The organism is uncultured Roseobacter sp. (assembly GCF_947495025.1).
Lineage (GTDB): Bacteria > Pseudomonadota > Alphaproteobacteria > Rhodobacterales > Rhodobacteraceae > Roseobacter.
Genome location: NZ_CANLXG010000001.1, coordinates 1,144,363 through 1,158,259, shown reverse-complemented (window position 1 = coordinate 1,158,259; position 13,897 = coordinate 1,144,363). Strand labels below are relative to the sequence as shown.

Genomic DNA, 13,897 nt, shown 5'->3' with positions numbered 1-13,897 from the left:
TTTTCCGATGTAGGCAGATGCGGCAGACAGTTTTGCCGCTTGACAGGTGTGGTCCCGGGGCTGCTAACTCGAAGTGCACGATGGAGTTACGGATTGAGCGCAGTTCGGAAAAACCGGGTGCCGGTCAGCACCGGCATGTCACGCCGCGATACAGGCTGTGATCTGGTCGTCTGACTGGCAGGCAGCGCGCCTCCGGCGTACCGCTTCAGTATTCTGTTTGACGACTTCAGGCTCATCTCATGACATCGAAACCCGGATTGCGCATGGCAATCGATATCGGCGGAACATTTACCGACACAGTGCTGATGGACGCGCAGGGGTGCGTCCGCGCGTCCTCGAAAGTATCGACAACGCCACATGATCCCGTTGCCGGTGCCATCGAAGGCGCGGAGGCAGCGCTGTCGCAGTCCGGTGCGATCTGGTCGGATATTTCTGCTTTCATTCACGGGACAACACTTGCCACAAATGCGCTGATCGAAAAACGTGGCGCAGTTGTCGCGACCGTAACGACTGCTGGTTTCCGTGACATTCTGGAAATTGCCTACGAACGGCGGTACAGCCAGTATGCCATCGACATTGAAAAACCGGACCTGCTGGTGGCGCGCCACCGGGCCTTTACGATTGGTGGCCGGATAAATGCGGCAGGGCACGAGCTGGCACCGCTTGACGATGTGGCGGTCCCGACGCTTGCAGACCAGATTGCCGCATCCGGTGCCGAAACCATCGCCGTTTGCCTGTTGCACGCCTATGCCAATCCGGACCATGAGCAAAAGCTGGCGCAGATGCTGGGCGAACTGCTGCCGGATATTCCGGTATCGCTTAGCCACGAGGTCAGCCCCGAGGCCCGCGAGTTTGATCGTCTGTGCACCACGGTTGCGAACGCGTCAGTTCGCCCTCTGATGGTAGGTTATCTGGCTGATTTTCAGAAAGAATTTTACCGGTGTGGTCTGAAGTGCCCGGTTCTGATGATGACGGCAGGCGGCGGGATGACCACGCTCGAGACAGCGGCGCGTCTGCCCGTCAGACTGGTCGAATCCGGCCCTGCCGGCGGCGCAATACTGGCCGCCCGGATTGCGGCCGGCGCGGATGAACGTGCTGTCCTGTCCTTCGACATGGGAGGAACGACCGCGAAACTCTGCCTGATCGACGATTTCCGCCCGCAGATGGCCCGGCGCTTCGAGATTGCCCGGGCCGCCCGCTTTATCCGCGGATCGGGCATGCCGGTGCGAATTCCTGTTATCGAAATGATCGAGATCGGCGCCGGCGGAGGCTCGGTCGCCGCTGTCGACGGAATCGGAAGGGTCACGGTAGGGCCGGAAAGCGCTGGCGCGGACCCCGGTCCGGCGGGGTTTGCCCGGGGGGGAGAGCTGCCTACTGTAACCGATGCGGATATTGTACAGGGCTACATCGATCCCGGTTCCTTCGCCGAAGGTCGGCTGACGGTTGATGCAAAGCTTTCCGCCACGGCCCTCGAAGTGCATATCGGCGGCCCTTTGTCCGCCGCAGCAGAAACTGCAGCAACGGCTGTGAGCGAAATTGTTGATGAAGCGATGGCTGGTGCAGGGCGGATGCACGCCGTTGAGTCAGGCAAGGACCTTGCATCACGGCTGATGATAGCCTTCGGTGGCAATGGCCCGTTGCATGCAACCCGTGTTGCACGACGCGCTGGCGTGAGACGGATTCTGATCCCGCGTGACCCCGGTGTCGGGTCTGCTGCCGGTTTTCTTTTTGCACCTGTGTCCTTTGAAATCATCCGGTCGCGGTACACGCGCCTGGATGACCTGCAGCCTGAAATGATCAATGCTCTGTTCAATGAAATGGCGGAAGAAGCGGTAGCCGTCGTGCGTGCCGGAGCGCCCGAGGGCACTCTGAACCAGCGGCGTGTCGCCTATATGCGGTATCGGGGGCAGGGCCATGAGATCGAGGTGGATCTGGGCAACGATGCGCTGCACGCAGCAGACGCAGAACGCCTCGGGAAAGCCTTTGGTGACGAGTACAGCCGCCAGTTCGGACGGACAGTACCGGGAATGGTGACCGAGGTCCTGAACTGGGGTCTTACGGTGTCTGTGGAAACGTCTGCTGCACCACAGGCCTCTGCGCATGTCGCGGGCAGGGAATGCGTGGCCACTGGCCATCGCAGGATATGGTGCAATGTCTCGGGTCGGTTTCGCGATGCGGAAGTGCATCAGCGCGCCGATCTTGTACCCGGCAGCCGGATCGCCGGGCCGGCGCTGATCACCGAAGCACAGACAACGACCTTTGTGAGCGCCGACTTTGTCGCCGAAACGGACAATGTCGGTAACATCTGGATGACCCTGAAAGAGGAGCACGCCACATGAAACCATCCGACACAACGCTGCAGGTCATGTGGAACCGGCTGCTGGCAATTGTCGAGGAACAGGGCCAGGCACTGGTGCGCGCCGCTTTCAGTCCGATTGTCCGTGAATGTGGTGACATTTCTGCCGGTGTCTTCGATGCCGGTGGGCGCATGCTGGCCCAGGCCGTGACAGGAACACCCGGGCATATCAACACTATGGCGGCCGCAGTCCGGACGCTGCAGAAACACTTTGGCAACAGCAACATGAAGCCCGGCGATATCTACCTGACGAACGACCCCTGGATCGCCTCTGGTCACCTGAATGATTTTTTACTGATGATGCCGGTTTTCAGAAACAATGTGGTTGTGGGATTCACATCATGTACCTCCCATCTTGTTGACCTCGGCGGACTGGGGATGGGCCCTGAGGGGTCTGATATCTATGACGAGGGGTTACTGATCCCGCCCTGCCGGCTGGTCAGCCAGGGCCGCGTCAATGAGCTGCTGATGGATATTGTCCGCGCCAACTCGCGCGAACCGGTGGCCAACGAGGGTGACATATATGCTCTGATTGCCTGCTGCGAGGCCGGTGCGGCAAGGTTGTCGGGTATGATGGCGGAATTTGATCTCGAAACGCTCGATGCGCTGTCAGAATACATTATCGGGACGTCAAGATCAGCAACGATGAACGCGATCCGGGCGCTGCCGCATGGCACGTGGCAGAGCGCGCTGATCTGTGACGGATACGCCTCGGATATTCGCCTGTGCGCCGGGCTGACGATCAGCGATGATGGTATCCTCGTCGATTTCGCAGGGACTGACGGATGCACCGACAAGGGGATCAACGTGCCTCTGAACTATGCGACGGCCTATACTGTTTTTGCCCTGCGTTGCCTGATCGGTCCGGAGATACCCAATAACGCAGGCTCACTGGAGCCCTTTCGTGTTGTCGCCCCGCCAGGGTGTATTCTGAACGCGCAGCCCCCTTCACCTGTCGCCATGCGGCATACGCTGGGCCAGATGACGCCTGACCTGGTGTATGGCTGTCTGTCGCAGGCCCTGCCCGATGCTGTTCCGGCAGAAGGTGCATCCTGCATGTATGACCTGCCGCTGCGCCATACGACGGATGCGGCCTCTGACCCCGGGCGCCATTTCGCGCTTGAGCTTGTTTTTAACGGTGGAACAGGTGCGCGACCGGCGCTTGACGGCCTGTCGGCTACGGCTTTCCCCAGTGGTGTCTGGGGCAGTCAGATAGAAACCACCGAAGCGGCAGCACCTGTCCTTTTCCACAAACGCGAACTCAGAGAGGATTCCGGTGGCGCAGGAACCTGCCGTGGCGGGTTGGGGCAGCGTATCGAAATAAGCCCCGCGGGCGAGGACGCGTTTCTGGTTTTTCTGTCAGTAGAACGGATGCGCAATGCTGCGTCGGGTCGCCGGGGCGGGCAGGCGGGCGCATCGGGTCGCATCCGGCGGATCCGCCCGGATGCGCCGGACGAGGATCTTCCCGGAAAAGGCACATTCCGCATCGGAAGTGGCGAGACGCTGATTTTCGAAACACCTGGCGGAGGCGGGTACGGGCCTGCCGCCGAGCGACCCCGAAAAGCTGTCCTGGACGATGTTACGGCGGGGTTCATCAGCCCGGATGCGGCACGCACCATCTACGGGGCTGACATATGATCCGCGCGCTTCCCCACATCGAGGCAATGGCGCCCTATGCTCTGGCTGACAACGACCACGGAGGGCCCGATAAGCCTGTACTGATGGCTCAGAACGAGAGCGTGCGGCCCCCCAGCCCGGCCGCTGTCGAGGCGGCGCAGCGGGTTCTGAGATCGGGGGCGCTTTATCCTGATCCGGACTGGACTGATCTCAGACGTGCACTGTCCGACCTGCATGATATCGATGCGGCCGGGATACTCTGCGGCAATGGATCACTCGATCTGATTGCAGCACTTGCGCGCGCGTATGCAGGGCCGGGCCGCGCGGTTCTCGCGCCAGCACACGCCTATCCGTTCTTTGCCACCGCTGCAAAGCTGGCGGGAGCCCGGTTTGATACCGCGCCAGAGGCGCCACATGGCGTGTGCGTCACAGAACTGCTGCGCGCGGTACGTGACGACACACAGGTCGTGTTCGTTGCCAACCCGGGAAACCCGACAGGAACACGGATACCCACAGAGGCTCTGCGCGAACTGCGCGAGGGCCTGCGAGATGACATTCTGCTGATAATTGACGAGGCCTATGGCGAGTTCGCCAATGGCCCGGACAAAGGCTGCTGGAACCTTACAGAAGCCGGGGACTGCGTTGTTCTCCGGACATTTTCCAAAGCATATGGTCTGGCGGGGTATCGAGCCGGATGGGGGTTGTTTCCACCGGGGGTTGCCGCGGAAGTACGCAAGGTTCTCAATCCGAACAATCTTGCTGCGGTCTCGCAGGCGGCTGCAGAAGCCGCCGTTTCGGATCAGGCATACATGCGCGAAACCTGCGCCCTGACAGCACGCGCCCGGGACAGGTGGTCAGGTAAACTGGCTGGCGCCGGCTTTGACGTTGTGCCGGGATGCACGAATTTTCTCGTGGTCCGCTTCGGGGATGCAATTACCGCGGCAGAGGCTGACGCATTCCTGCGCAGCTCAGGTGTGTTTGTGCGCCGCCAGCATGGTGCTGGTCTGCCGGAGGCGTTGCGGTGGACGCTGGCCGCAGATGCAGAAATGGCGCGGGCTTTCGGGGCGCTCATGAGCTGGAAGGAGCAAAGAGATGGGTGACGCGCGGCGCGGAAAGAGAATAGGGATACTGGTTCCCTTTACGAACACAAACCTTGAGCCGGATTTCGCACTGATGACACCACCCGGCGTGACGGTTCATACAGCGCGGATGGGGGGGTATGACGAGCACGAAATACCCGGTGTCGAGCAGATGCAGGGACTGGGCGCATCAGTGCCGGACGAACCCTTGCGCCTGTTGAACGGCGTACGCCCGGACGTGGTTGTTTATGGCTGCACATCGGCCACGCTGACGCACGGCGCGCAGTTTGACCGGGAACTGGCTGGCAAAATCAAAGCGCTAAGTGGCGCGCAGACCGTGACGGCCGCCGGCGCAATTGTGGCAGCCCTCCGGGCGCTGGAAGTCAGCGACGTCGCCTTCGCCTCGCCCTATGTGCCCGGTATCAATGCGCTGGCCATACAGTATCTGGTGGAGTGCGGTTTCAGGGTCACCGGTCACGCGGAAGTGCAGGGCGAACTCAGTAACGAAGGGCAGGGCGCGCTGACGCCAGAAGACGTTTATGCCCTGGGCAAAAGCGCAGTGTCTTCACAGACGCAGGCCATTGTGCTGTCCTGTACGGATATGCGAAGCACGGAAATCATCGCGGCGCTCGAAGCTGAAACCGGCAAACCGGTCATCACGTCAAATCAGTCGATGATGTACCAAGCGCTGAAAGCAACGGGCTTTCGTGGCGTGATCAACGGATACGGCCAGCTTCTGGCACGGGGCCTCAGTTGAGTGTCCGGCGCGCGGCATGCGCGACATCGGGAAGGGTGGGATCGTGACGCTTCGTGTTCTTTTGCACAACGATAAAACCGCGCCACTGTCCAGAGCGCTGACCCGTGCTTTCCCTGATGCGGACGTCACGACATGCAACAGCTATGAAGATCTGCCCGTTGCACTCAGGCAGTCAAAACCGGATGTGGTCTATACGGTGCGCTTCGCCGGATCGGAAGGGTATCCCCGCGAGGCGCTTTTCGGTGCGGACGGACCCCGGTGGGTATCAAACGGCGGTGCGGGTACGGATCATTTCGGCGTATGGGATGCAGAGCGCATCACGGTAACAAATGCTGCAGGTGTCGCCGCTGACATGATGTCAGAATACATCATGGGCGCTTTCCTGCACTTCAGTCTTGATCTGCCAGGTCTGCTGCGGGACCAGCAGGACCGGATCTGGCGGGCCCGTACCGTCAGCCCACTGCGTGGCCGGGTCCTTGTGATTGCCGGAATGGGACAGACAGGTCAGGCGCTCGCAGCGCGGGCCAAAGCCTTTGGAATGCAGGTTTACGGCACCCGGGCGCGCCCGGCACCTATGGAGAATACGGACGCTGTCATAGCGCCGGAGGCGCTCCCGGAGCTGCTCAGTCGCGCAGATTATATTGCAGTCTGCACACCTCTTACAAAAGCCACGCACGGGTTGCTGGGCCAGAGGGAATTCGACGCTGTAAAGCGCGGTGCGGTACTGGCGAACGTGTCGCGTGGTGGGGTTGTGGATGAAGCTGCCCTTCAACGTGCGCTCATGGACGGGCGTCTTGCCGGGGCCGCACTTGATGTTTTCGCAACAGAACCCCTGCCGGCAGACCATCCATTCTGGCGCATGCCGTCTGTGATCGTGTCGCCCCATTGTTCGTCTGTTTACGAAGGATGGGAAGCTGCATCGTTTGAGATGTTTCTTGAAAACCTCAGACGGTGGGTCGAAGGAAAACCGCTTTGCAATGTGGTGGACCCGGGCAAAGGGTACTGAAAACAGGATATCCTACGTCGCCGTCAGGGCCGACGGGGCAGTTTCCTGACCCAGTTGATCAGGTCAGCCTCACGGACAGGTTTGCGCAACCAGTCGTCCGCACCAAGGTCGCGGGCAGTGCGCAGTGGAGAATAGCCGCCCTTTACCTCAGCGCCGCCGGAAATCGCGAGCACGGGAACAGGTACATTGTTCCTGCGTTTACCAGGCGACATGCGTTTTACTCCCGCGATCAGCGTCAGGCTGCCTCGATATTGTCCGGTGTCATCATATGAGAGGAACATATCCAGAATGATCCCATCAAACGCCTCTGACTGGCTCAGCGCGATCGCTTCATCGGCGTCAGTGGCGACCGTTACTCTGTGCCCTTCCTTTTCGAGCACTTCGACTATTTCTTGCTGAAGCGGTACGTTGTCTTCGACCAGCAGAATGCGTTTCGTGTCTGATTTCTCTGGCGGGCGGTCTGACGATCGCTGACTGAGAACCGATACAAGGTGACTGTAATCCACAGGTTTTGTGAGGACGGGTACCTCCCGGAACTCTGACAGCCAGTCGTAGTTTTCCGCATAACCTGTCAGAAAAACAAACGGGATATCTGCGCGCAACAGCTCCCGTGCCACGACTTCGCTGGTCTCAATGCCCAGGTTAACGTCCAGAATGGCAACACTGACCTGAGCCTCCTGAATGACCGACAGCGCCTTGTCCACGCGCGACGCGTACGAGACGACAGGGATGCCTGCATCGATAAGCGCAAACCTGATTTCAGCACCGATCAAAGGGTTATCCTCGACAATCAGAACGTGATCCAGAACAAGGTTTGCGGCGGCCGGTTCCGCCTCGCGGACCGGTGTGTGGATCAGTGTATTTTTTCCGACGTCGCGTTCAGAAATGGCCCCCGGCAGCACGAGATCCATCGTGACGCCGTCGGGGTGATTGTCGATGACGGTCCGTCCGTCCAGCCGGTCATTGATTGCCTGCTGGATGAGAAACTGGCCGAACCCTGCCGTCGCAACGTTGTCCACCCGCGGACCGTCTGTCTCGCGCCAGCTGAGATGCAACCTGTCTCCGCGCTGAAACCAGCAGACGGTGACCAGACCCTGCGGTACGCTCAGCGCACCGTGCTTTGCGGCGTTTGTCACCATTTCATGCACAACAAGGACAAAAACTGTCGCAGTATCCTTGTCGAGAAACACATCTGTGCCGTCCGTCCGGTACTGGTGCGCCGGAAAGGCGGCGAACTCTTTTTCGATGACGTCGGACACCGGAATTACACCGCCATCAGAAGCTGTCAGCAGGTCATGTGCCCGTGCCACCGCCAGAACACGGTTTTCCAGTGCGTGCGCATACTCCGGCACTGATGTGGGAAGGCGCGAAGTCTGACGGATAACGGACTGTATCAGCGACAGAACATTTCGTACGCGGTGGTTCAGCTCGTGTATCACAAGCTGAAAATTGTTTTCCCGGTCCAGACGCTCGCGACGCGTTTCGATCGCACGACCCAGACAGGTTCTCAGAACTTCCGCAACCATGATGTCATCGGGCTCCCAGGCGCGGCTGTGCCCTTTTGCCTTTTCCCGGTACTCTTCAAAGGAGCTTCGCGGCAGCAGGCGCGTTTCTGTCCCGGTGTGTTCGATCGTTTTGTCGGGGGCGCCGGCCCACCTTACCGTTTCGTTTTCCTCGCGCCGGTAAAGACGCAGAAACAGATCAGAGCCGGAAAAGAAACGGATCCGCATCATGCCTGCGATTTCCTGATCACCGGCCGCCCCGTTCACCGGCGTCAGATTGCTGCTGCATTCCACATCTGCAACCTGTGTCGCCGCCAGGTCGCGGTCATAGTGCAGCTCTGCCTGCCGGTCCGGCTGGATACCATATTCAAGACGTTTGGTGTCCGATCCCAGTGACAGCCCGTCGACCCGAAGCTCTTTGCACAGCTGGGGCGCAAAAGCTGACCAGTCCCTGCGGTCGAGCAGATCGTCAAAACCGGTTGATTTCTGCTCTCCAAATCCTGCGGTAAGTGTCTGGTAGTAAGCGAGACGTGCTTCGCGTTCATGCCCGAGCATATTGCCCACAAACACCTGCAGTATCTGACCCGCCAGTTCCAGGTTCAGGGTTTCCTCGATACTGTGTATCCGGGGCTTTCTGTGATGACAGGAAAACATGCCCCAGAGGTTGTCTTCAAAAATGACAGGCAGAACCAGCGATGACCTCACGCCCATGTTCTGCAGATACTTTATGTGAACCGGTGAGGTTCCGCGCAGTTCTGCAAGTGTAAGGTCCGGTCTGTCGGTGACGCCTGGCATGGCAATCAGCTCGACATCTGTGGATGACAGATCGGCAATGAGGCGTACCGGTTGCTCCATACAGATGTTTCTGGCGATACGGGGGACATCCTGAGCCGGAAAACGCAGTCCGAGATAGCTCTGAATGTCAGGTGTACGGTCTTCTGCGATGACCTCGCCTGATCCGTCGGGCCGGAAGCGGTACAGCATCACTCGGTCAAAGCGGATCAGGCTTCGCAGATCTTTCACAATCCGGTCAATACCCTCGGAAAACGGAATTTCTCTGTCCTGTCTGGCCATCAGCCAGCGCAGGCTTTCAAGTCCCCCCTGGCCGGTGTTTTCCGCAGCGGGCTGAGGAGTTGCTTCCAGAATGACGAGTTCACCGGACCTGTGAACCGCGCACAGAAACTTTTTACCTGTGACCTGTTGAGAACCAAGAAATTCCCGCTGAGATCTGCTTGATCTGAGCATCAGGGCATTGCGCAGCGCGTGAATACCTTTTTCGTCCATCAGGTCTGACGCAGGCCTGCCCAGCAGGTCCTCCGGAGCGGACCCGGTGAATTCAGTACAGTTTGCGGAAACATGCAGAAGCTTTGACAGCTGCTCATCAAAGATGCACATGAAGCCATGTGGCTGAATACGGTCAGGCGTTCGGATCTGTTCTGCTTCGCATGTTTTCAGAGCAGCTTCTTCCTGTTCACCCGTCATTCCTGTCATAAGTGTCACTTTGCCTGATTCAGGTTATCGGGTCCGCGGTAACCATAGTCGTCGTTGCAGCTGTGCGGGTAGGACCATACTGCATCAGACGGTCAGCGTGCGCGCTGTCCCCCGGTCACCGCCAGAAATGTTCAGCAGAATTTTCAGAAAACGTATTTATGAGCCATCTGCATCCCGCGTTGTCTGGATTATCACTTCAAAATCCAGGCGGGGAAAGGACTTTTTCAGACACCAGAACTACCCTCGGCTAAGGCAGGTGGAGGGTTAGGCGGTACTTGCTCAACGCCCTGAGTTCAGGTTCCGGAAGAGACGATCTGCAGGGAGCAGGTTTTCGGCAAAAAAATCCCCCCGAGCACGTATGGCCGGGGGGATGTGTCTCCTATTCTGCTTTCTGCGCCGTCAGAAATCTTCCCAGCCATCGTCCGCTGTGAATTCTGCTGGTTCAGGAACAGCCCTGCTTCCGGCTGCTGCCAGCTTACGCGGTGGCGCAGCGGGTGCACTTCTCTGCGTCGGGATGTTCGAAGAAGGTGCAGCTGATGGTCGCCGGACGGCATCCTGACCAATACTGAAACGCTCCACAGCATGCACCAGCGACCCCGCTTCCTGCGTCAGCGCATGGCTCGCAGCATTGGTTTCCTCGAACATAGCGGCATTCTGCTGTGTGACATGGTCCAGTTCGTTGACTGCGGAATTGATTTCCCCGATACCTGCAGACTGCTCCCGGGCTGATGCCGCGATCGTTGTGATACGCTCTGATATCTCCGTCACAGACCGAAGGATAGCATTCAGGGAAGTTCCGGTTTCTCCAACAAGCTGCACGCCCTGTTCCACCTGGCCGCTGGAATTGGAAATGAGCGTTCTGATTTCCTGAGCAGCTTCTGACGAACGTTGCGCCAGTGCTCGTACTTCGGTGGCGACGACGGCGAAACCGCGCCCGGCTTCACCTGCCCGTGCAGCCTCGACGCCCGCATTCAGCGCCAGAAGGTTGGTCTGGAAGGCAATATCGTCAATGACCTGCGTGATTTTGGAAATTTCCATTGATGAGTTGCGGATGCTGTCCATGGCTTCGACGGCTTTATCCGCGACTTCGCCTCCTTTTTCTGCGCTGGTACGCGCATCAGAAGACATGCGAGCCGCGTCGTCAGCACCTTCAGCGGCGGATCTGACAGAACTGGTCAGCTCGTCAAGGGCCGCGGCTGTTTCTTCCAGTGTAGCTGCCTGTTTTTCCGTCCGGCGCGAAAGATCGTCCGCCGAGGATGCGATCTGGCCGGTTTCCAGCCGGATTGATTCTGCATTCTCCTGAACTGCACCGATTGCTTTGCGAAGCGATCCAAGAGCTCCGTTGAAGTCCTGGCGGAGTTTTTCATACTCATCGGGGAACCGTTCGGTGATGTCGCTCAGCAGGTTTCCGTCCGCAAGATTTTGCAGCCCCATTCCAAGCGCATCCACAACCCGATTGAGTTCGCCGGTTCTGACTTCACGCTCCTCGAGCTCTTTCTTCTGAGCCACCTCGCGCTCCTTGCGCAGTTTCTCTTCTGCCCGCTGCTTCTCTTCTGCGGCAACTTTTTCTGCCTCAAGCCGGGCATTCTCTTTGTCCCGCAGTTCCTGCTCGACACGGCGCTCACGCTCGCGCTCTTCCTCAGCCCGGATTTTTTCTTTTTCCTGCATTTCGTTGCGCTCGATCATACCTGCGCGGAAGGTTTCAAGCGCACGGGAAATCTCTCCGAACACGGTTTTGTCGTTGCCGTAAGGTAACTCGGATTCGGTATCACCCGTTGTCAGCCCGGACATACGCGACGTCAGAATCTTGATCGGGCGTGTGACGGTGTACGCGATGACAGCCGCAGCACCCGACATTATGAGCGCCAGAATGGCCAGCATCATGTTCAGTTCGGTATTGAGAGTTGCATGTGCGGCTTCAATCCGTGTCAGGTATGCGCCTGTGCCGATAATCCAGTTCCACGGGCCGAACGGCTGCACGACCGACAGTTTGTCTACGGGCGGATCGCCTGCTGCAGCGCCCGGTGCGGCCCACTGATATGCGACCGTCGCGGCCGATCCATCGCGGGTGCCTTCGACCATTTCGCGGAACAGGTACACGCCGTTCGGGTCGGTGAACTCTGAGAAGTCGCGACCAGCAAGAGACGGGTTTGCACCATGCATCAGCATGACGGGGCCACGGTCATTTACCCAGAAATAATTATCCCCTTCGTAACGCAGCTCCTCGAGGACCTTCAGTGCGCGGGCCTGCGCTTCCTCGACCGTGAGCGCCCCGGATTCGGCCTGAGAGTGATAGGATTTCACGATTGAAAGCGCGAGATCTGTCAGATGCGTCAGCTCGACTTCCTTTTGCTTCAGAGCAGTGCTGTCAAAGGCATCGATCGACACCTTCTGCATGGCAAAAATGCCCAGAACCGAGATCAGTACCAGCAGACACATTCGCCCGCCGACACCTATTTTGCCAAGAATATTCATATGTACCGCTCCAGCTTATAAACTTGTGCTGAGCAGTAAGGACTGCAGTTTAAATTTCTGCTAACGCGGTCTGTAAACTGAAGGGGTTTCGGGCTGGATTTACTCCATTGTTGTGCAGCGGACCCCGAAAACCGGCTGCCAGGCAAAAAGTGTCCCGACCAGAGGTTTCAGAGCCGCCCCTGATCCGTTTTTCGGGCCATGAGCGCCATGGAAAACCGCAGTTTCAGCCGCTGGCTGCACCGACCAGCGACAGGTAGAGATCTGCAACAGGATCGTGCCCGAGGGTGACATCATCAAATGTCAGCACGGTTCCTTCCGAGACGTCTCTGTCGAGCGCAATACCGTGAGCGAGACCAACGGGCAGTGCGTTGCGGGCACAGTTTGCAGGCAGCGCCCGTCCCCAGACCATATAACCGCCTTCGCCGTCCAGAACCTCACCGGCCTTCAGATCCCGTTTGGCGACCGAAGCAACGGTGCCACGCATTTCCCGGGTGCTGCCGGTCGCTTCGCGCCGCAGGGCCGCGCTGAGCACGGAGACTGACAGCTCAAGCCCGATCAGATGGAAAGGTTTGTACATCGCCGCAAACCTGCCGGTGTCGTCCGTTGGCAGACCGTACTGGCGAAAGCAGGCCGCAGCATAATCATTGGGAGCTTCAAGCACAACGTAGACACCCCAGCGCAGATCCCGGAACACCGGTCGGCCATCCCGCTCGAGCGATGATACTGTTTCGACCAGCCCCCGCCTGCTCAGTTGGCCTCCAAGCTCACGAGGCCGCATGACATGAGCCAGATCATCAACACCGCAGGGAGGAAATGACAGACCGTTCTGCGGCACTTCCAGTCCACACGCGTTTGCCACAGCGACCATTTCAATTGCGCTTTTGGTGCCATCCAGAAAGGAATTGAACATCTGAGGATTCATCCCGGCGCGCGCTGCCTCGTCGGCCGTCAGACCATAGTGCGTCCAGACGTCGTCGGGCGTGACGGTGTGATACGCTGGCAGGTACCGGGTGCCTTTGCCGGCGGCCGCCACTGAAAAACCCGTGGCTCTTGCCCAGTCGACCATCTCGGCAATCAGTGCGGGCTGATCGCCGTACGCCATTGAGCAGACCACTCCGGCGGCTTCAGCTTCCCGGGCCAGAGCTGCACCGGCCAGAACATCGGCCTCAACGTTGACCATCACGATATGTTTTCCGGCCGCGATCGCGGCCCGCGCATGTGCAATTCCGGCACGCGGGTTGCCCGTGGCCTCTATTACAACGTCGACATCATCACGCCATGCGAGATCCGTACCACTTTCCAGAAACGCAGTCGTTCCGATGTGTTCGTCAGACCAGCCGACGGCGGCGCAGGCCGTGCGTGCCCGGTCGGGGTCGAGATCTGCGATTGCAGAAACGTCGAGGCCCGGGATCGTGGGGATCTGACTGAGAAACATTGAGCCGAATTTGCCGGCGCCGATCAGTCCGGCTCTGACCGGTTGCCCGCGTTCGTTTGCCTCGGCCGCAAGTCTTGCCAGGTTCATTTTGCGCTCCTCCCGTCTGTCCTTGTGCCACGGATCTGACCGGATGTCATATAAGACCAGATGGTGAGCGGCAGATCCCATCGCACCCCGCC

8 protein-coding genes are annotated in these 13,897 nt (G+C 59.1%); 5 read left to right on the top strand and 3 right to left on the bottom strand.

All coding sequences use genetic code 11. The features are described 5' to 3' along the window. Nucleotides 1-239: 239 nt before the first annotated feature. Genes Q0792_RS05485 through Q0792_RS05465 form a run of 5 tightly spaced genes read left to right on the top strand, consistent with a single transcriptional unit; the run spans nt 240 to nt 6,815 of the window. On the top strand, nt 240-2,339 hold the full coding sequence (locus Q0792_RS05485) for a hydantoinase/oxoprolinase family protein (protein ID WP_298837272.1): 2,100 nt from the start codon (nt 240-242) through the stop codon (nt 2,337-2,339). Then, nucleotides 2,336-3,994: a hydantoinase B/oxoprolinase family protein gene (locus Q0792_RS05480; RefSeq protein ID WP_298837270.1), complete on the top strand. Its 1,659-nt coding sequence runs from the start codon at nt 2,336-2,338 to the stop codon at nt 3,992-3,994. The genes Q0792_RS05485 and Q0792_RS05480 overlap by 4 nt, the downstream gene beginning before the upstream one ends. Further along, nucleotides 3,991-5,073 carry a histidinol-phosphate transaminase gene (locus Q0792_RS05475; RefSeq protein ID WP_298837267.1) on the top strand — a complete coding sequence of 361 codons (1,083 nt, stop codon included), beginning with the start codon at nt 3,991-3,993 and terminating at the stop codon, nt 5,071-5,073. Before Q0792_RS05480 ends, Q0792_RS05475 begins: the two co-directional genes overlap by 4 nt. Continuing rightward, nucleotides 5,066-5,809: an Asp/Glu racemase gene (locus Q0792_RS05470; protein ID WP_298837264.1), complete on the top strand. Its 744-nt coding sequence runs from the start codon at nt 5,066-5,068 to the stop codon at nt 5,807-5,809. The genes Q0792_RS05475 and Q0792_RS05470 overlap by 8 nt, the downstream gene beginning before the upstream one ends. A 16-nt stretch (nt 5,810-5,825) precedes the next feature. Continuing rightward, a complete protein-coding gene (locus Q0792_RS05465; RefSeq protein ID WP_298837262.1) occupies nt 5,826-6,815 on the top strand; it encodes a D-2-hydroxyacid dehydrogenase in 990 nt (329 codons plus the stop codon). Between the two features lie 23 nt (nt 6,816-6,838). On the opposite strand, the gene Q0792_RS05460 is transcribed toward Q0792_RS05465, so the two are convergent. The 3 genes from Q0792_RS05460 to Q0792_RS05450 form a co-directional block, all read right to left on the bottom strand. Next, a complete protein-coding gene (locus tag Q0792_RS05460) occupies nt 6,839-9,808 on the bottom strand; it encodes a response regulator (RefSeq protein WP_298837259.1) in 2,970 nt (989 codons plus the stop codon). A 399-nt stretch (nt 9,809-10,207) separates the two neighbouring features. After that, nucleotides 10,208-12,283 (bottom strand): methyl-accepting chemotaxis protein, encoded by a 2,076-nt coding sequence (locus Q0792_RS05455; protein WP_298837257.1) that lies wholly within the window; start codon nt 12,281-12,283, stop codon nt 10,208-10,210. A gap of 223 nt (nt 12,284-12,506) precedes the next feature. Beyond that, entirely contained in the window at nt 12,507-13,805 is a 1,299-nt protein-coding gene (locus tag Q0792_RS05450) for a Gfo/Idh/MocA family oxidoreductase (protein ID WP_298837255.1), read from the bottom strand. Nucleotides 13,806-13,897: the final 92 nt, after the last annotated feature.

Excerpts from the sequence above, each read along its gene's own strand:
- Q0792_RS05480 (WP_298837270.1), top strand. The coding sequence starts at position 2,336 with ATGAAACCATCCGACACAACGCTGCAGGTCATGTGGAACCGGCTGCTG.
- Q0792_RS05455 (WP_298837257.1), bottom strand. The coding sequence starts at position 12,283 with ATGAATATTCTTGGCAAAATAGGTGTCGGCGGGCGAATGTGTCTGCTG.
- Q0792_RS05460 (WP_298837259.1), bottom strand. The coding sequence starts at position 9,808 with ATGACAGGAATGACGGGTGAACAGGAAGAAGCTGCTCTGAAAACATGC.
- Q0792_RS05470 (WP_298837264.1), top strand. The coding sequence starts at position 5,066 with ATGGGTGACGCGCGGCGCGGAAAGAGAATAGGGATACTGGTTCCCTTT.
- Q0792_RS05450 (WP_298837255.1), bottom strand. The coding sequence starts at position 13,805 with ATGAACCTGGCAAGACTTGCGGCCGAGGCAAACGAACGCGGGCAACCG.
- Q0792_RS05475 (WP_298837267.1), top strand. The coding sequence starts at position 3,991 with ATGATCCGCGCGCTTCCCCACATCGAGGCAATGGCGCCCTATGCTCTG.
- Q0792_RS05485 (WP_298837272.1), top strand. The coding sequence starts at position 240 with ATGACATCGAAACCCGGATTGCGCATGGCAATCGATATCGGCGGAACA.
- Q0792_RS05465 (WP_298837262.1), top strand. The coding sequence starts at position 5,826 with ATGCGCGACATCGGGAAGGGTGGGATCGTGACGCTTCGTGTTCTTTTG.